We start from the raw sequence: 18,021 nt of genomic DNA, 5'->3' as shown, positions 1-18,021 counted from the left end.
TCTAATCGTTTGCCGAAAGCGCGGCGGCGTTCACCGCGCGCGGCCTGTTATCCTCGTCCAGCAGGACGAATTTGAATATTCCTTGCGCGACCTTGGTCTCGGCCTCGCCATTGCGTTCGCGGGCGATGGCTTCGGCAGTGATGGTGAGCGAGGTGTTTCCGGTCGCCGCGATCTCGCAATAGACCGAGAGTTCGTCACCCACCTGCATCGCGCCGGGAAAGGCGAAATCGGTTGCCGAGACGACCACCGCCTTGCCCTTCCCCTCGCGGCTTGCGAGCGAGCCTGCGCCAAGCGCCATCTGGCTCATTAGCCACCCGCCGAACACCCCGCCATAGGGGTTGGTGTCGGCAGGCATGGCCGTGACACGGATGAGGGGCTGGCGTTTGTCCATCTCTCAGCCCGCGATCATTTCGAGGTAACGGCTCTCGACCCAGCCCGCGAGGCAGGGGCCGGTGTAGTTCTGCTCGGTCGCAACGGGACTGCCGATGCCGCAATCCGCGGCGTCCTGATCGTCGCGAGGATAGACGATCCCGCTGAAGCCATTTTGGGCAGCGCAGACTTGGACGCCCTGGCCGGGGCTCAACTTGTCGCGCGCCTTGGTGGAAGCGCTGGGGGCGTCGTGGACATAGGGAATGTCCTCGCCACTCGAATCGTACGCGACAACCTCGGCGTAGGTGCCGCACGCATCCATATCGGGGCCGTCACCGCCGACCTTGATCGCCAGCGGAATCGGTCCGGTGTAATCGGGATTAATCGTGCGCGGATCGACGTCGGCGGAGGATGCGGCCGCAGTTGACGACGGTCCGGCGACGGGTGTCGCGGGTTCATCCGAGCCCTGCGAGCATGCGGCAAGCGCTATCGCGCCCGCCGTACAGATCAGAAACCTCATATGCCTGCTCCTTGAGAAGATCAGACCACCAGCCCCATCGGGTTCTCGACCAGCTGCTGGAAAGCTTGCATGAACTGCGCGCCGTCCGCGCCGTCGATGGCGCGGTGGTCGAAGCTGCCGGTGGCGCTCATCACGGTGGCTACACCCAGGGCGCCGTCGATGACGTGCGGACGCTGCTCGCCTGCTCCGACCGCGAGGATCATCGCCTGCGGCGGGTTGATCACCGCGTCGAACTGCTTGGTGCCGAACATGCCGAGGTTGGAGAGCGAGGCGGTGCCGCCCTGGAATTCATGCGGCTGCAGCTTGCCGTCGCGCGCCTTGCCCGCAAGCTCTTTCATCTCGGTGCTGATCTGCGCGAGGCCCTTGCGGCCCGCATCGCGGATGATCGGCGTGATCAGACCCGAAGGCGCAGCGACGGCGACCGAGATATCCTCACGGGTGTACTGGTAAAGCTCGTCGCCCTGGAAGCTGACATTGCACAGCGGCACGCGCTGCAGCGCGCGGGCCTGCGCCTTGATCAGGAGGTCGTTGACCGACAGCTTGATGCCATCCGCCTCGAGGCTCTTGTTGAGTTCGCTGCGCAGCTTGAGCAGCGCGTCGAGGCGTACATCCACGGTAAGGTAAATGTGTGGGATGGTCTGCTTCGCCTCGGTCAGGCGGCGTGCGATGACCTTGCGGACGTTGTTGAGCTTTTGCGCTTCGTAAGGCGCATCGAGATCGCCGCCCATGGTGGCGGGTTTAGCCGGCGCGGGTGCGGCGGCGGCTTCCTTTGCAGGCGAAGCGCCGGGCTTCGCGTCCTCGACATCGGCCTTCACGATGCGGCCATTGGGACCCGAGCCGGTGATGGTCGAAAGATCGAGGCCCTTCTGCTCGGCAATGCGTCGGGCAAGCGGCGAAGCCTTGATGCGCGTGCCGTCATCGCTCTTCGCAGCTGCTGGAGCCGAAGCGGGAGTCGGAGCTTCGGTGCGCTTCTCTTCCTGCTCGACCTTTTCTTCGCGCGCTTCCTCGGCCTTCGCCTCGCCACCCGAAGGAGCCGCCTTGGCCGCCTCGTCCAGATCCTCGCCCTCTTCGGCGAGCATGGCGATGACCGTGCCGACCTTCACGCCCTCGGTGCCTTCATCGACCATGATCGAGGCGATCGTACCCTCGTCCACGGCTTCGAATTCCATCGTCGCCTTGTCGGTTTCGATCTCGGCCATGATGTCGCCGGCGGAAACGGTGTCGCCCGGCTTCACCAGCCATTTGGCGAGCGTGCCCTCTTCCATGGTGGGCGAAAGGGCGGGCATCTTGATCGGCGTGGGCATGTTTTGACGTTACGTCCTCGCTGGGAATTGTTTGAGGGGTCTCTGGCCAATTTGGCCGTGACCCGCAAGGTCCTTGCGCAGAATACGAATTAGCTTGTAGTCGGTGCCCTTCGGAGGGAGCCGGACTTATGCGAATATACCTCGTCGTGATGGACGAAACGGAGGAGGCCAAGCAGGCCCTGCGCTTCGCCTCGCTGCGCGCGATGAAGACCGGCGGATCGGTGCACATCCTCGCGCTGGTGCCGCAGCAGACCTTCAACGCCTTCGGCGGCGTGCAGGCTACGATCGAGCAGGAAGCGCGCGAACGGGCCGAGGTCATGGCGAACAACGCGGCGGGCAATATCTTCGGCGAAATGGGCAAGATGCCGGTCATCGCCGTGCGCCCGGGATCGCCTGCCGAAGTGATCGGCAACTACCTGGAAGAACACGGCTCCATCGCCGCGCTGGTTCTGGGCACGGCGCGTGAGGGGAAGAACCCCCTCGTCGGCCACTTCGCCGCCCACGCCGCGAACCTGCCCTGCCCGCTCTACCTTGTCCCCGGAAACCTGGGCAAGGAAGAGCTGGACGAGCTCGCCTAACGCGTCAGGTCAGCGTGCCGCGCGTCGGGTAATCGTTTTCCAGCGTATAGGTCAGGCCGCTCAGCAGGTCGTCGAGATCGGGGCGCGTGAACGGAGCATTCTGGACCACGGCGAAATGCAGCGTCCCGTCGGGCTTCACCAGGAACAGGCCCGGTTCGCTGAAAGTATCGGGCTCTTCACTGCCCTCGCGCTTTTCGGAAATGTAGAGGCCCCATTCGCGGGCCTTCTCCTCGCTCATCGAATGCGCGAGCGGTACGTCTCCCGTATCCCATTCCTCATGGGAAACCGCGGCGCGTTCGGGGCTGTCCATCGACACGGCGAAGACATTGATGCCCTTGCCGGTGAAGCCCGAAAGCTTGCCGCCGAGTTCGATGAGGTATTTCTTGCAGATCGGGCAATGCTTGCCGCGATAGAAGACCAGCATGGTGAAGGCCTCGGGATCCTGCTTCGATAATTCGAAGCGGGCATCGATGGTCAGCGGCAGATCGAGTTCGGGGACGGGCTGTCCGGGGATGAGCATGGGATAGGTTCTCCTTTGCCCAACCAATGAGGACAGCCCCTTGGCCGTTCCGCCTACTTCTTTTTTCGCCCTTGGTGGCGGATGTTCCCCGGACGCCCGCGCGGACCCTGCGCGTGCTTTTGGCGGGGTGCGCCCTTGCCTTTCTTCAGCGGCTTCTTCTTGTGCTGGAGGCGCTCGCCGCGTTTCTCGATCGGCGCGCCTCCTTCGCTTTCGGGCAATTCGAACTTGAGCGCCCCGGTGAGCGCGTTGGATTCGGCAAGCCTCAGCTTCAAACGGTCGCCAACGGCGTAGGTCTTGCCGGTATCCTCACCCACGAGCTCGCGCGCGCCTTCATCATAGCGGAAGTATTCGCGGCCGAGCGTGGAAATCGGGACCAGCCCGTCACCGCCGAGGTTTTCGATAGTGGCGAAGAAGCCGAAGCCCTGAACCCCGGTGATCCGCGTGTCGAAGACCTCGCCCACGCGGCCCGAAAGCCATGCGGCCACATAACGATCGATGGTATCGCGCTCGGCCTCCATCGCGCGGCGCTCGGTCTGGCTGATGGCGTCGGTAATCTGGCCCAGCGCTGTCCGGTCGCGGTCGGAGAGGCCGGATGCGTCGGGAATGGCACCCTTGGGTTTGGGCTGTTCGAGCTTGTAAGCGTCGACCAGCGCGCGGTGCACAAGCAGGTCGGCATAGCGACGGATCGGCGAGGTGAAATGCGCATAGCTGCCCAGCGCGAGGCCGAAGTGCCCCGCATTCGCCGGCCCGTAATAGGCCTGCGTCTGGCTGCGCAGCACCGCCTCCATGATCAGCGCCTTTTCCGCCGGATCGACGATGTCCTTGAGCATACGGTTGAACAGGCCAGGCGTGATAACCTGCCCCATGGCGAAGCTCTTGCCCTGGCTGGCGAGATATTCCTTGAACGCCACCAGCTTTTCGCGGCTCGGCGTCTCGTGAACGCGGTAGACGACCGGCGCGGCCTTTTCCTCCAGCGCCTTGGCCGCCGCGACATTGGCGGCAATCATGAAGTCTTCCACTACGCGGTGCGCATCGAGGCGTTCGCGAACGGCAATTTCCTCGATCTGGCCCTCGTCGTTGAGGCGCACCTGCCGCTCGGGCAATTCAAGGTCGAGCGGGTCGCGCGCCTGGCGTGCCTTGAACAGCAGCTTCCAAGCGCCCCAGAGGTTTTTGAGCGTCTCGTCCGCGCTGCCATCATCGATGGCTTTCTGCGCGTCTTCATAGGCGATGTTGGCCGCGAGCCGCACGATGGCGCGGGTGAAGCGCCACTTCGTCACCTTGCCTTCAGGCGAGATGCGGATGTGGCAGGCCATAGCCGCACGGTCTTCGTTCTCGACCAGCGAGCAGACATCGGCGGAGAGGATTTCCGGCAGCATCGGCACGACGCGGTCGGGGAAATAGACTGAATTGCCGCGCTTTCGCGCCTCTCGGTCGAGCTTGCCGCCGGGGCGGACGTAGAAGGACACGTCGGCGATCGCGACGATTGCCTTGTAGCCCCCGTCCCCGTCAGGCTCGGCCCAAATCGCGTCGTCGTGATCGCGCGCATCGGCGGGATCGATGGCGACGATAGGCACATCGCGCAGGTCTTCGCGCCTCTCTTCGCTGAGCGGGAGATCGGCGACGGTCTGCGCCTCTTCCAGCGCTTCGGGCGGGAAGATGTGCGGGATGCCGTGCTTGGCGATGGCGATGAGGCTGAAGCTCTTGGGCGCCAGCGGGTCGCCGATCACCTCGACCACCTTGACCTTCGCGCGGGGCGACTTGCCCATGGGTTCGGCCAGCACCAGCTCGCCTTCCTTCGCTTCGCCGAGGTCGCCGATGGGCGAGGAGTTGCGCACGCGCTTGTCCACCGGGGCCAGCCAGGGCTTGCCGCTGCCGTCCATCTCGACGACGCCCATCAGCCCTTCGGTGCGCGCAGGCAGCTTTTTCATCGGGTGGGCGATCCAGCCCTTCCCGCGCTCTTCCGTACGGCCGAGGAACCGGTCGCCACGCTTCAGCGCCGCGAGCTTCTTGCTTTCCTTGACCACCAGGCGGGGCGGCTTGTTCGGGGCATCGGGGTCCCAGCTTTCGGGAATCGCGATAGGCTCGCCATCGTCGATCTCGACGACCTTGAGCACGGTCACCTTCGGCAGGCCGCCCATCTTGTGGAAGGCTGTCTTCTTGCCGTCGATCAGGCCTTCTTCGGCCATGTCCTTGAGGCGCTTCTTCAGCGCGATCTTTTCCTGCCCCTTGATGCCGAAGGCCTTGGCGATTTCACGCTTGCCGGCCGGCTTGTCGGAGCTCTGGATGAATTCGATTATCTGTTCTTTGCTGGGCAGCCCCTGCGGCCGCCCGGTCCTGTTCTGTTTTTTCATGACGCCCATATGGGGACGGACCTACTCGCTGTCATCCTCTTCCATCGGGATCGGCGCGAATTGTCCGGCCGGGACCGCGCTGGAAACGGGGCTGCGGATGCCGTCGGCACCGGTTGCGCTGACGCCGAAGATCCAGTCATCCCCCCGCACGCCATCGAGCCGCGCGTTGGTGGCGACGACGTTTTCGATCACCGGTTCCTCGCGCCAATAGGGTTCGTCCGTGCGGCGATGCCAGACGGTGTAGCCGATGGCGCCGGGTACTTCGCTCCACGAGACGTCGGTGAATGTCTGCACGGCGGCTTGTGCCGCTGCAGCGGGCGGCGCAGGGGTGCGCGCCAATTTGTCGAGCGCGCGGATGTTGAACTGGGTCACCTTCGCCAGGTAATCGAAATCCATTTCGTCCGCCGTGTCGCCATAGGTCACGCCATCCTCGACCCGCAGGTCCTGGTGCTGGTGTTCGTAATCCTCCACCGCGACCGCGATGCGGATGGCGGGATAGCCCTTCTCCATGAAAGGTATCTGGTCGCCGCCGCGCCCCATGCGGTCCACCCGCCAGATTTGACGCACATCGAGGCCGCCCTCGGTTTCGTCGGCGAGATTGTCCAGCCAGCGCGAGAGATTGCGGCTCGGGCTGTCGTTCTCCCCGCCCTCGCGGCGCTGCGCGGCTCGGATGGGATCGGTCAGATCGGCGCGCGGACCTTCCGAAAAGACGCGCACATGGTCGGGGTCGCAATAGCCGTCGCTGCCGCAGCTGTTGCCGACGACGTCGTTGTTGAGGACGGCCTTCACCTGCCAACCCTGCTCCGCGGCGTAATCGGCCATGAGCCGGCCACCGTAGAGACCCTGCTCCTCGCCCGACAGGAGAGCATAGACTATGGTGACGGGATACTGCCGCTGGGTCAGCGCGCGCGCCGCTTCGAGAACCAGCACGGTGCCGGAACCGTCATCGTTGGCGCCGGGCGCATCGCTTTCCCAGTCCATCGCATCGGTCGCGCGGCTGTCGATATGCGCCTGAACGATCACGACCTCGTTCGGCCTCTCGCTCCCGCGCTGAATGGCGACGGCGTTGCGAATACGCGTGGGGCGCGGCAGGCGGCGGCCCTCTTCGATCCGCTCAGGCGCGACGATTTCGAGGCAGCCATCGCAGCTTTGGGAAATCCGCCCGAACTCGGCGAGACCCCAGTCGACCGCTGCGCCGATGCCGCGCGTGGGATTGTCCTGTTCGGAAAGCGTATGCCGGGTTCCGAAACCGACAAGAGTGTCGATATCGGCGCGCAGGCGATCCTCGGACACGGATACGGCGGGGTCCACCGCATCAATCGCAGGGCCCGGAAGCCGTGTCCCGGTATCGATCAAGGGCGCGACCTCGTCGTATAGTCGGTCGGCCTCTTCCTGGTTTTGGCTGTCCTGTGCCTGGACTGGCGTTGCGAAGACAGCGAGCAGCGGTAGAAATTTCTTCATGCCGACCGGTGTCGGGCAAAACCGCCGTCAGTTCAAGCTAGTAAGCCTTAGCCAGCAACACGCGCTCGGTCGCCGGTTCCCCGGAGAAGATGCAGACGCCGTCCACCGGTGCCGCGTCCATCGGCACATTTCGGATGGTGAGCTTGTGCTCCTTTAGGCGTTCCACGACCTTTTCCAGCGCCGCGCCGGTGGGCTTCGACCACTGGACTTCGACCCAGCCCGAATAGCGCGAGGCAGCGAAGTGCTTTTCCACCTCGGCAAAATCGGTCACGCCGCGCGTGATATTCGCATCGCGGCGTTCGCTTGCCTCAGTCAGCAGCGCGGACTGGATGTCGGCGAGCACATCGGGAATGGTCTGCCCGGCGACTTCGCGCGAGGGGGTCTGGAAGGCGGGCTTGCCGGTTTCCTCGTCCCACAGGCGGTCACGGCGGAGCATTGAGACGACGCCGTTCTCCATGTCGCGGCCACCGACCTCGACGATGATCGGCGCGCCCTTGCGAACATAGTCCCAGCGCTTCTGCGCCGCCTTGCCGGGGCGCGTGTCGAGGAGCACACGCAACGGCTCACCCAGCACCAGCTGGCTGGCGAGCGTGGCACGCAGGGCCTCGCAATATTCGATAAGCGCTTCATCTTCAGGCTTGTCTCGCAGCATGGGCAGGATCACGACCTGCTGAGGCGCAATCTTGGGCGGCAGGCGCAGCCCATCGTCGTCGCCATGTGTCATGATGACGCCGCCCACCATGCGGGTCGACACGCCCCAGCTCGTGGTGTGGGCGAGGCTCTCGCCGCCCTCCTTGTTCTGATACTTGATGCCGCTGGCCTTGGCGAAATTCGTGCCGAGGTAATGGCTGGTACCCGCCTGCAGCGCCTTGCCGTCCTGCATCATCGCTTCGATCGACCAGGTTTCGACCGCGCCGGGGAAGCGCTCGTTCTCCGACTTCTCGCCCGTCACCACGGCGAGCGCGAGGTCTTCGTCCGCAAAGGCGCGATAGACTTCGAGCATACGCAGCGTGTGTTCCTTCGCCTCCGCCTCGTTAGCATGGGCGGTGTGGCCTTCCTGCCAGAGGAATTCGCTGGTGCGCAGGAACATGCGGGTGCGCATTTCCCAGCGCACGACATTGGCCCACTGGTTGAGCTTGAGCGGCAAGTCGCGCCAACTTTGCACCCAGCGTGCCATCGCATCGCCGATGATCGTCTCCGAAGTCGGGCGCACGACCAGCGGTTCTTCCAGCTTGGCTTCGGGATCGGGGATCAGCCCGCCGTCCTTGCCGGCAATCAGCCGGTGGTGGGTGACAACCGCCATTTCCTTGGCGAAGCCTTCGACATGCTCGGCCTCGCGCTCGAAATTGGAGAGCGGGATGAAAATCGGGAAATAGGCGTTCTCGTGGCCCGTCGCCTTGATACGGTCGTCGAGCAGGCGCTGCATACGCTCCCAGATGCCGAAGCCCCAGGGGCGGATGACCATGCAGCCGCGCACACCCGATTCCTCCGCCATTTCGGCCGCGGAGATGACTTCCTGATACCAGGCCGCGAAATCGTCGGCGCGGCGGGCGGTGAGGGCATGGCGGATCTGGGCCACGGGAATTCCTGTATCTTGCTTGAGGGTCGGCGGCGCGCCGATGCAATTATTTGCTAAGCTCGTCCAGCTTCTTCTGCATCGCGGCCATCTGCTTGCGCATCTCGGCCAGTTCGCCGTCGGCATCCTTCTTGGCGTTGTCGACATTGCGGCGGGTCGCTGGGATAAAGGCTTCGGCCGCGTTCTGCATCATCTTGAGGTTCGCTTCGGCCATCTTGGCCAGCGGGTTCGCCTCGATGCCCTTGGCAAAGGCGGCTTGCAGCTGTTCGCGGTTCTTGCGGAAATTGGCCATGCTCGCTTCGAGATAGCTCGGCATCATCGACTGCATCGAATTTCCGTACATGGAAATCAGGTCGCGCAGGAAGCTGACCGGGAGCATCTGCTGGCCGCCCTGGCTTTCTTCCTCGACGATGATCTGTGTGAGGATCGTGTGCGTAATATCGTCACCGGTCTTGGCGTCGACCACTTGGAAATCGACATTGTCGCGGACCATCTTGGCCAGATCATCGAGCGTGATGTAGCTCGAAGTATCGGTGTTGTAGAGCCGCCGATTGGCGTATTTCTTGATGATGATCGGTTCGCCCTCGGCGGTCCGCTTGGCCATGTCGCTTTATCTCCCCATTGTGCGTTGCAGCCACGCTTAGCACTTGCACAATGTGCAGCGCAACACATGCTCTCAGCGGGCGAAGCGGTTACCCAGAACAGTGAGCAATTCGTATTGCGTTAGAGAGGTTTGCTGCGCAGCATCGGGCAGATGGTAGGGCAATACGACCCAGTCGCCCTCACCCAGTTCGGGAGCGTTGGAGAGGTCGATAACGATCATGTCCATCGACACCTTGCCAAGGATCGGAAGCGTTTTCTCGCAGCTCCGAAACGCCGCCCCGCCCCAGCTCCGCAGGATGCCATCGGCATAGCCAAGCGACAGAACGCCGACCCGCATTTCGGAAGGAGCGGTGAAGGTAGCGTTGTAGCCGACACAGTCGCCGGCGGAGAGCTTACGGGTCTGGATGATGGCGGCTTTGGGATACGCGACCTGCCGGATGTGATCGGCCAGTTCCGGCCTCGGCACACCGCCATAAAGAGCAAGGCCTGGGCGGGTCAGGTCGAAATGGTAGTTGCTGCCGAGCGCGATCCCCGCGCTGTTGGCGAGGCTCGCCTCGCGGTGCTCGATACGCTGGATCGCATCGCGAAAAGCCTCGAGCTGCTGCGCATTCATCGCACTGTCTTCGTCCGCGCAGGCGAGATGGCTCAGGAGCACCTGCACATCGAGCGCCTGCACAACGGGGTCCGAAATTTCCTGTGGCGAGATGCCGAGGCGGTTGATGCCGCTGTCGACCATGAGGTGGCATGGCCCTCCCCCGCCTTCCTCCCAGAGCTTCGCCTGGCGGAGAGAGTCGATGACCGGCAGCGCACCGGTTTCGCGCGCATAGGCCGCCTCGTTCGCATCGAGCGGACCATGCAGCACCGCGACCTGCGCAGCCTCGACGTGCTCGATGACCGCAGCCACCTCGCTCCAATGGGCGACGAAGAAGTCCCGGCATCCCGCATCGCGCAGCACCGGCACACAATGCTCCACGCCGAGGCCGTAGCAATCGGCCTTCACCGCCGCGCCAGCCCTCGCCGATCCCGACATCTTGTCGAGCGCGCGCCAGTTGGCAGACAACGCCTCGCGATCGAGGTCGAGCCTGAGAGTCGGGGGCGGAAGGCTGCTCAAGCGGCGATCACGGTGTGGCCGGGCCTACGGGAGGCAGCTCGTTCGATTCCTCGAAGTCCGTCGGCGGTCCATCGGGCAGGCCCCACCAGGCCACGATGAGCCCGAAGGCCACCACCGCCATCGTGTACCAGAGACCTGCATAGACGTCGCCCGTGCGTGCCACGATGATCCCGGCGATCAGCGGCAGGAACCCGCCCAGATAACCAGCGCCGATGTGGTAGGGGATCGACATCGAGCTGTAGCGGATCTTGGCAGGGAACATCTCGGTCAGGAGCGCGGCGACCGAGCCATAAGTCAGCGCCGACAGCATTCCGCACACCAGCAGCAGCGCCCCGATGCCGAGAATATTGGCGAGCGGCGGCCTCTGTTTGGAGAAGTCGAAGCCACGGCTCGAAAGCGCGTCCTGCAACCCGTCGCGGCGCGCGGCCGGATCGCCCGCCCAGTTCGCGCCGAGCGCAACCTCTTCCCCGCCCACGGTCAGGCCGAGCGTCTCGCCCTCCTCGACGGTATAGGCGACCCCGCTCGCGGTCAGTGTTTCGAGGATCTTGCCGCAGCCGCTCTGCTCGCGGTCGAACAGGTCGGCGAAGGGATCGGTGGTGCAATTCTGGCCGGTGACGACCACTGGATTGTCCTTTGCCGCTTGCGCGAGACCGGGATTCGCAAGGCTGCCCATCGTCCAGAAGATCGGGAAGAGCAGCGCCAGCGTGGCTATCGCCCCGATGATGATCGGTTTCTTGCGGCCCACCCGGTCGGACCATTTGCCGACCACGATGTAGAAACTCATCGAGATGAAGCCGGCGATCAGCAGGATCCATTCCACCGTGCTTTCATCCACCCGCATATCGCGGCGCAGGAAGCTGAGCGAAGAGAAGAAGGAGGTGTACCAGATCGTGGTCAGGATACCGGTGATGCCGAACAGCGCCACGAAGATGCGCTTGGGATTGCCCGGGTAGGTCAGGCTTTCCTTGAACGGGTTCGACGAGGTTTCTCCCGCTTCCTTCATGGCCTGGAACACCGGGCTTTCCGATAGCTTGAGGCGCATCCACAGCGAGATACCGAGCAGCGCGATCGACAGCAGGAAGGGAATGCGCCAGCCCCATTCGGCGAAGTCGTCCGCCGGGATGATTGCGCGGCAGGCGAGGACCACGATGATCGAGAGGACGAAGCCGCCCACAACGCTGGCCTGGATGAAGCTGGTGTAGAAGCCACGCTTTTCGGGAGGAGCGTGCTCCGCGACATAGATCGCCGCGCCGCCGTATTCACCGCCCAGTGCAAGGCCTTGCAGGATGCGAAGACCGATCACGATGATGGGGGCGGCAAGGCCGATGCTCGCCGCGCTGGGGATCAGGCCGACGCCAGCGGTCGCGATACCCATGAGGGTGACGGTGACGAGGAAGGTGTATTTGCGCCCCAGCCTGTCGCCGAGATAGCCGAACAGGATTGCGCCGAGCGGGCGGAAGCCGAAACCGACGGCAAAGCCGGCCCACACGAGCAGGATTTGCAGCGTCTCGTTACCACTCGGGAAGAAGGCCGCACCGATCAGGCCGGCAAGGGTTCCGTAGATGAAGAAATCGTACCATTCGAAGATTGTCCCCGCGCTCGACGCGGCGATGACCAGGCGGATTTCCTTCTCGGTCGGTTCCCTCTGCAAGGCTGCTGCCCCTGCCATTGTTCTCGCTCCCCTCTCTTTCGCGATGTGGCGAAGGGACTTAGCGCCCCGCCCCACCCTTGGAAAGCGCGTCGAGCGCGGCTCTCCACGGCAAGAGGATCGCGCCATGGCGGCCGGGATATGGGAGCGCGGGGGCGAGCATTTGGATGTCGGGCCAGTCGGGCTGCTCACCTGTGCCGGTCAGCCACGCTTCGATCTGGACCTTCGCAGGTGCAATGCTGGCGGTGTCGGCGGAGGCGAAATGGCGCGCGAAGATAGCAGCGGAAGCCTGTCCCACCGCGCACGCCGTGACCTGCAAGCCTAACGTGTCGTCAGACGCTGAAAGCCGGATTGTGCTCCCACAACTTCGCGAATGGGCCTCGCCCTGAGACGGAGCTGTCGGATCATAGGGATAATTCGCCAACTCGACCGCTAGGGCCAGCAATTCCGGGGAATAAAGCGCGGCCCTAGGCGTACCGCTCACTGGGCTGGGGCTTCTTCGGGCGTCTCTTCGGCCGCTGCGGCCGCTTCTTCGCCGCGCAACTTCGCGCGGCGCTGCGCCAGCACTTCGACCAGCGAGCGTGAACCTGCGTCCACCACTTCATAGCTGCGCGCCGTGGTAATCCAGACGGGCCGTCCGCGATAATCCCACACCGCATCATAGCCGAGCACGAGGACGGAGAAGGCAATGACGCAAATCACGAAGCCCTTGAGCGCGCCGAAGCCGAAGCCCAGTACGCGGTCGATCGGGCCGAGGACCGAACCGCGCGACGCCTGACCTACATTGTTCGCGATGACCTTCATCGCGGCATAGGGAATCAGCAGCAAAAAGGTGAAGGCGAGAACAGAAGTCGTGACCCCGGCTCCGATAAAGTCCTGCATTGCCAGCGTCAGCGGCGTATGGAGAAAGCGGATGGCGAAGGCTGCCAAGAGCCAGGATGCGAGCGACAGGATTTCCTGCAGGAAGCCGCGCATATAGCCGCCAACGGCGGCGACGCCCACGATAAGCAATACGAGAAAGTCGAAACCCGTCATAAGACCCTATTAACCCCTACAGGTTGGCGGTCTATTAACTGCTCATCACGCGGTCAACGAGGTTCGAGAGTTGTCCCAGCTCCGCATAGCGCAGTTCGGGCGAGCCGTTCTTTGCATCCGTCGGACCGAAGCCGCTGTCGAAGCCAAGCTTCGCCGCTTCGCGCAAGCGCACCCCTCCATGGGCCACCGGGCGCACTTCTCCGGCAAGGCTCACCTCGCCCAGCCAGACGCTGCGCTGCGGGAGCGGCTTGTCGGCCAGCGCGCTGACCAAGGCGGCCGCCACGGCGAGATCGGCCGCAGGGTCGGACAGGCGGTAGCCGCCCGCCACGTTGAGATAGACTTCTGCCGTACTGAACGAGAGGCCGCAGCGGGACTCCAGCACCGCGAGCAGCATGGCGAGCCGGCCATTGTCCCAGCCCACCACCGCCCGGCGCGGGGTCGCCCCCGATTGCAACCGCACGATCAGCGCCTGGATCTCGACCAGCACCGGGCGGGTCCCTTCCATCGCGGGGAAGACCGAGCTGCCCGCCATGGGCTGATCGCGGCCGGACAGGAACAGCATCGAAGGGTTCTCGACCTCCTCCAGCCCGTCCCCCGCCATGGCAAAGACGCCGATCTCGTCCACCGCGCCGAAGCGGTTCTTGAGCGCGCGCAGGATGCGGTACTGGTGGCTGCGTTCGCCCTCGAAGCTCATCACCACATCGACCATGTGTTCGAGCACGCGCGGCCCCGCGATATTGCCATCCTTGGTGACATGGCCGACCAGCACCAACGCGACGCCGTTTTCCTTGGCGTAACGGATCAGCTCGAAAGCGCAGCCGCGCACCTGGCTGACCGTGCCGGGCGCGCCCTCGATCGTGTCCGAATGCATGGTCTGGATCGAATCGATTACGAGGAATTTGGGCGTCTCCATCTGGCCGAGCGTGGTCAGGATATCGCGCACGCTGGTCGCTGCCGCCAGCTTCACCGGCGCATCGGACAGCCCTAGGCGCGCGGCCCGCATACGGACCTGTCCCGAGGCCTCCTCGCCGCTGACATAGGCCACACTGTGCCCTTCGCGCGCGACTTTGGCCGCAGCTTGAAGCAGCAACGTCGATTTGCCGATTCCCGGATCGCCGCCCATCAGGATCGCACTGCCCGGCACCAGCCCCCCGCCAAGTGCGCGGTCAAACTCGGCCAGCCCCGTCTTCTGACGCAGCGGCATTTCGCCCGGCTTGTCGAGATCGACGAACTCCACGGCCCGCCCCCCGCTCGACAGATCGTGCTTCATGGAAAACACCGTCGCCGGCGCATCTTCGGTCAGCGTGTTCCATTCAGCGCAATCGGCGCACTGCCCCTGCCAGCGGTGCGACACCGACCCACAGGCTTGGCAAACATAGCGTTTCTTCGGCTTGGCCATGCCAATTCACTAACAGAACATTTATGGAACGCAATTGCCTTTCCGCCTCCGCCTGTGCACAAGCAAAAGCGATGAGGCAGAAGGAACTGAGGATCGCGCTTGTCTGCTACGGCGGGGTCAGCCTTGCGGTCTATATGCACGGGGTCACGCGCGAGCTGTGGCAATTGGCCCGGGCAAGCCGCGATCTGCATGTCGGCCACGATCCGCGCGGCGGCGTGCACGACGTCTATCTAGACCTGCTGCGCGAGATCGAGGCGGACGATCAGCTGCGCCTGCGCGTCCTGCCCGACATCATGAGCGGTGCGAGCGCGGGCGGCATCAATGCGGTCTTCCTCGCGCAGGCCATCTATTCGGGGCAGAGCCTCGAGCCGCTGACCGATTTGTGGCTCGAAGTGGCCGATGTCGACGAGCTGACCGATCCCGATGCGAAACTGCGGTGGTCGGGCGGCAAGATGTGGGCGCAGCCGCTCGCAAGCTGGCTTCTGTCGCGGCCGGGCAATGAAATCTCGACCGAGGTCGCGCCGGAAACGCGCGACGAGGTGCGGCGCAAGGTCTCGCATTTGATCCGCGGGCGCTGGTTTGAACCGCCCTTCTCCGGGCTCGGTTTCTCCCGCCTGCTCGAACGCGCCTTCACCGCCATGGCCGAGACCGAGGCCGAGGCGCCGCTGCTGCCGCCGGGTCATCCGCTCGACCTCTTCGTCACCACGACCGACTTCCACGGCTATCTGGAACTTCTGCATCTCCACAGCCCCCCGGTGGTCGAAGACAGCGAGCATCGCCTGCCGATCACCATGCGCCGCAAGACGCCGCGAACTGGCGGCGAGGATTTCGCCAACCCGCTGGAACTGGTCTTCGCCGCGCGTGCCACGGCGAGTTTCCCCGGCGCCTTTCCCCCGCTGAAGGTCGACGAAATCGATCGGCTTGCGAAAAAAAGCGAGCGGAAATGGGACACGCGCGATGCCTTCCTCGAACGCATAATGCCGGTCCACGTCATGCGCGACGGGGTGGAAAGCGTTTCGCTGATCGACGGTTCGGTGCTGGTGAACAAACCCTTTGGAGGCGCCATGGCCGCCCTGAGCGGACGCCCTGCGCAGCGCGAGGTCGACCGCCGCTTCGTCTACGTCGATCCCCAGCCCGATCGCTTCAGCGAGAGGCATGCTCGCGGCAAGCAAGACGTTGGGTTCTTCTCGGCCATCTTCGGATCGCTCTCCACCATCCCGCGCGAGCAGCCCATTCGCGACAATCTGGAGCAGTTGGAAGAACAAAGCCGCGAAGCCGAACGGCTGGGAAGGATCGTTGCGGCGCTACGCCCCGAGGTCGAGCGTACGGTCGAGAAGCTGTTCGGATACACGCTGTTCCTCGACAGTCCGACGCCGAAGCGCCTCAAGGCCTGGCGACAGAAGGCCCAGCAGGCGGCGGCCGAACAGGCGGGCTACGCCTTCCATTCCTACGCCCAGTCCAAGCTGAGCGGTATCGTCACCCGCCTTGCTAAGCTGGCATGGGAGGCCGCCCCTTCCCTGCACTTGCGCGACCATACGCCGGTGTCGGAGGTACTGCGCGGCGAATTGCAGCGGCGGGGTCTCGCGACTTTGGCCAATCCGAAGGGCGGCGCGACGCCTGAGGCCATCACCTTCTTCCGTGAGCACGACATCGGCTTTCGCATTCGTCGCCTGCGCCTGCTTTCCCGACGGCTCGCCCGCGACTGGGAGGCGGACCCCGAGATTCCCGACGATGCGCTGGAAAAGGGGCGTGACGCGATTTTCGAAATCCTCGCGCTCTATTTCGAAAAGGAGCATGTCAGCGCGCTGGGCGAGGAATTTGGTAAGATCGCCGGCAATGTCCTAGCCAATCCGGCGGCCCTGCTCGACCATGTCGAACACAAGCGCCTGCTGCCCGAGATCGACGACAGGGCGGAAGAAATGCTGGCCGAGGCGCTTGCGGACATGCCCGATAACCTCAAGCGCCGGATGCTGTTCGCCTATCTCGGCTTCCCATTCTATGATGTCGCGACCCTGCCGCTGCTGCGCAACGAGGGGCTTACCGAGTTCGACCCCGTCAAGGTCGACCGGATCAGCCCGGACGATGCGAAGAGCATCCGAGAAGGCGGCACGGCAGCCACCTTGCGCGGGACCGAATTCTACAATTTCGGCGCCTTCTTCAGCCGGGCTTATCGCGAGAACGATTATCTATGGGGCCGCCTGCACGGGGCCGAGCGGATGATCGATCTCGTCTTCTCGACTACGCCGGGCGATGCAGAGCCGGACCGCGTGCGTTCTTACAAGCGTCGGGCATTCCTCGCCATTCTCGACGAGGAAGCCCGTGCCTATCGCTGTTCAGCGGAGCTGATCGGGCAAATCCGATCGGAAGTGCTCGAACGCCTGGGCAAGTGATCAGCCGCCGAAAGCGGTGCGGATCTTGTCGAAAAAGCCCTTGGACTGCGGGCATTCATCGCCCGTTTCCAGCTCGCGGAACTGTTCGAGGAGCGTCCGCTGTTCCTTGCTGAGCTTGGTCGGCGTTTCGACCGCGATCTCGACCACCATGTCCCCGCGTCCGCGCCCCTGCAAGACCGGCATGCCTGCGCCGCGCTGGCGCAGCTGCTTGCCCGACTGGATGCCTGCCGGAATTTCGAGAGTGAGTTCCTCGCCGTCGAGGCCGGGGATTTCGATCGACCCGCCGAGCGCGGCCTTGGTGAAACTGATCGGGACACGCGTGGCGAGCGTGGTGCCTTCGCGCTGGAATATCTCGTGCGGTTTCACATGGACGAAGATGTAGAGATCGCCCGCAGGCGCGCCGCGCGGTCCTGCCTCGCCCTTGCCGGAAAGCCGGATGCGCGTGCCGGTGTCGACGCCGGGAGGAATGTCGACCTCAAGCTTCTGCGGCACGTCCACGCGCCCTTCGCCGCGGCAGTCGCGACAGGGCGAGGTGATCACTTCGCCTGCTCCATGGCAGTTGGGGCACGGCCGTTCGACCACGAAAAAGCCCTGTTTCGCGCGGACATTGCCCTGCCCGCCGCACAGATTGCAGGTGCGCGCATGGGTGCCGGGCTGCGCGCCCGATCCGTGACAGGTGTCGCAGGCCTTGCTGACTTCGATCTCGATTTCGGTCGACTTGCCGTGGAAGGCGTCTTCTAGCCCGATTTCCATATCGTAGCGCAGGTCCGCCCCGCGCCGCGGGCGGGCTCGCCCACCGCCGCCCCCGAAGGCGGAGCCGAAGATGGTCTCGAAGATGTCACCGATATCGCCGAAATCGGCGTTGCCATGCGCACCGCCGGGGCCTCCGCCGTTCTGGAAGGCCGCGTGGCCATAGCGATCATAGGCCGCCCGCTTCTGCGGGTCTTTCAGGCAATCATAGGCGACACTGATCGCCTTGAAGGTGTTTTCGCTCTCGGTGCAGCCCGGGTTCTTGTCCGGGTGATGCTTCATCGCGAGCTTGCGATAGGCGCTCTTGATGGCCGCGCCATCGGCATCGCGGCTGACGCCGAGCACTTCGTAGAAATCGATTTCGGTAGCTGACATTACAATCCCCGCCCTAAAACTTACCCCCACC

Annotated in this window: 16 protein-coding genes; 2 read left to right on the top strand and 14 right to left on the bottom strand. The window is 64.2% G+C overall.

The annotated features are described in order from the left end of the window. Position 1: 1 nt before the first annotated feature. Genes K3148_RS12310 through K3148_RS12300 form a run of 3 tightly spaced genes read right to left on the bottom strand, consistent with a single transcriptional unit; the run spans position 2 to position 2,193 of the window. Positions 2 to 391 carry an acyl-CoA thioesterase gene (locus K3148_RS12310; RefSeq protein WP_221425056.1) on the bottom strand — a complete coding sequence of 130 codons (390 nt, stop codon included), beginning with the start codon at positions 389 to 391 and terminating at the stop codon, positions 2 to 4. A gap of 3 nt (positions 392 to 394) precedes the next feature. Then, positions 395 to 889 (bottom strand): hypothetical protein, encoded by a 495-nt coding sequence (locus tag K3148_RS12305; RefSeq protein WP_221425055.1) that lies wholly within the window; start codon positions 887 to 889, stop codon positions 395 to 397. 20 nt (positions 890 to 909) lie between these two features. Continuing rightward, positions 910 to 2,193: a pyruvate dehydrogenase complex dihydrolipoamide acetyltransferase gene (locus tag K3148_RS12300; RefSeq protein ID WP_221425054.1), complete on the bottom strand. Its 1,284-nt coding sequence runs from the start codon at positions 2,191 to 2,193 to the stop codon at positions 910 to 912. Between the two features lie 128 nt (positions 2,194 to 2,321). On the opposite strand from K3148_RS12300, the gene K3148_RS12295 reads away from it, so the two are divergent. Continuing rightward, positions 2,322 to 2,771: a universal stress protein gene (locus K3148_RS12295; protein WP_221425053.1), complete on the top strand. Its 450-nt coding sequence runs from the start codon at positions 2,322 to 2,324 to the stop codon at positions 2,769 to 2,771. A 4-nt stretch (positions 2,772 to 2,775) separates the two neighbouring features. Here the strand turns inward: K3148_RS12295 and K3148_RS12290 are convergent, their stop codons facing one another. The 10 genes from K3148_RS12290 to radA all read right to left on the bottom strand — a co-directional run bounded on the left by K3148_RS12290 (position 2,776) and on the right by radA (position 14,475). Beyond that, positions 2,776 to 3,291, bottom strand: a complete 516-nt coding sequence (locus K3148_RS12290; RefSeq protein ID WP_221425052.1) for a peroxiredoxin-like family protein — start codon at positions 3,289 to 3,291, stop codon at positions 2,776 to 2,778. Positions 3,292 to 3,344: 53 nt separating this feature from the next. Next, the gene (gene rnr / locus K3148_RS12285; protein WP_425594639.1) at positions 3,345 to 5,642 is read right to left on the bottom strand and encodes a ribonuclease R; all 2,298 of its coding nucleotides are present in this window, start codon (positions 5,640 to 5,642) and stop codon (positions 3,345 to 3,347) included. A gap of 21 nt (positions 5,643 to 5,663) precedes the next feature. Beyond that, the gene (locus tag K3148_RS12280) at positions 5,664 to 7,103 is read right to left on the bottom strand and encodes a M20/M25/M40 family metallo-hydrolase (protein WP_247711578.1); all 1,440 of its coding nucleotides are present in this window, start codon (positions 7,101 to 7,103) and stop codon (positions 5,664 to 5,666) included. Positions 7,104 to 7,140: 37 nt separating this feature from the next. After that, positions 7,141 to 8,682, bottom strand: a complete 1,542-nt coding sequence (gene proS, locus K3148_RS12275; RefSeq protein WP_221425050.1) for a proline--tRNA ligase — start codon at positions 8,680 to 8,682, stop codon at positions 7,141 to 7,143. 46 nt (positions 8,683 to 8,728) lie between these two features. Beyond that, positions 8,729 to 9,283, bottom strand: a complete 555-nt coding sequence (gene phaR / locus K3148_RS12270) for a polyhydroxyalkanoate synthesis repressor PhaR (RefSeq protein WP_221425049.1) — start codon at positions 9,281 to 9,283, stop codon at positions 8,729 to 8,731. A 72-nt stretch (positions 9,284 to 9,355) separates the two neighbouring features. Beyond that, positions 9,356 to 10,393, bottom strand: a complete 1,038-nt coding sequence (gene alr / locus K3148_RS12265; RefSeq protein WP_221425048.1) for an alanine racemase — start codon at positions 10,391 to 10,393, stop codon at positions 9,356 to 9,358. Positions 10,394 to 10,400: 7 nt separating this feature from the next. Continuing rightward, positions 10,401 to 12,062 (bottom strand): MFS transporter, encoded by a 1,662-nt coding sequence (locus K3148_RS12260; RefSeq protein WP_221425047.1) that lies wholly within the window; start codon positions 12,060 to 12,062, stop codon positions 10,401 to 10,403. Between the two features lie 40 nt (positions 12,063 to 12,102). Beyond that, complete coding sequence (locus tag K3148_RS14000) at positions 12,103 to 12,339, bottom strand: hypothetical protein (RefSeq protein ID WP_345719534.1); 237 nt, start codon at positions 12,337 to 12,339, stop codon at positions 12,103 to 12,105. A gap of 182 nt (positions 12,340 to 12,521) precedes the next feature. Beyond that, positions 12,522 to 13,076 (bottom strand): CvpA family protein, encoded by a 555-nt coding sequence (locus K3148_RS12250; RefSeq protein WP_221425045.1) that lies wholly within the window; start codon positions 13,074 to 13,076, stop codon positions 12,522 to 12,524. Between the two features lie 34 nt (positions 13,077 to 13,110). Then, positions 13,111 to 14,475 carry a DNA repair protein RadA gene (gene radA / locus K3148_RS12245; protein WP_221425044.1) on the bottom strand — a complete coding sequence of 455 codons (1,365 nt, stop codon included), beginning with the start codon at positions 14,473 to 14,475 and terminating at the stop codon, positions 13,111 to 13,113. A gap of 71 nt (positions 14,476 to 14,546) precedes the next feature. Between radA and K3148_RS12240 the strand changes: the two genes are divergently transcribed. Then, the gene (locus tag K3148_RS12240) at positions 14,547 to 16,865 is read left to right on the top strand and encodes a patatin-like protein (protein ID WP_221425043.1); all 2,319 of its coding nucleotides are present in this window, start codon (positions 14,547 to 14,549) and stop codon (positions 16,863 to 16,865) included. Here the strand turns inward: K3148_RS12240 and dnaJ are convergent, their stop codons facing one another. Further along, positions 16,866 to 17,990, bottom strand: coding sequence for a molecular chaperone DnaJ (gene dnaJ / locus K3148_RS12235; protein WP_221425042.1), 1,125 nt, complete (start codon positions 17,988 to 17,990; stop codon positions 16,866 to 16,868). Positions 17,991 to 18,021 lie beyond the last annotated feature (31 nt).

The organism is Qipengyuania aurantiaca (genome assembly GCF_019711375.1).
GTDB lineage: Bacteria > Pseudomonadota > Alphaproteobacteria > Sphingomonadales > Sphingomonadaceae > Qipengyuania > Qipengyuania aurantiaca.
This window is presented reverse-complemented; position numbering and strand designations above follow the sequence as displayed.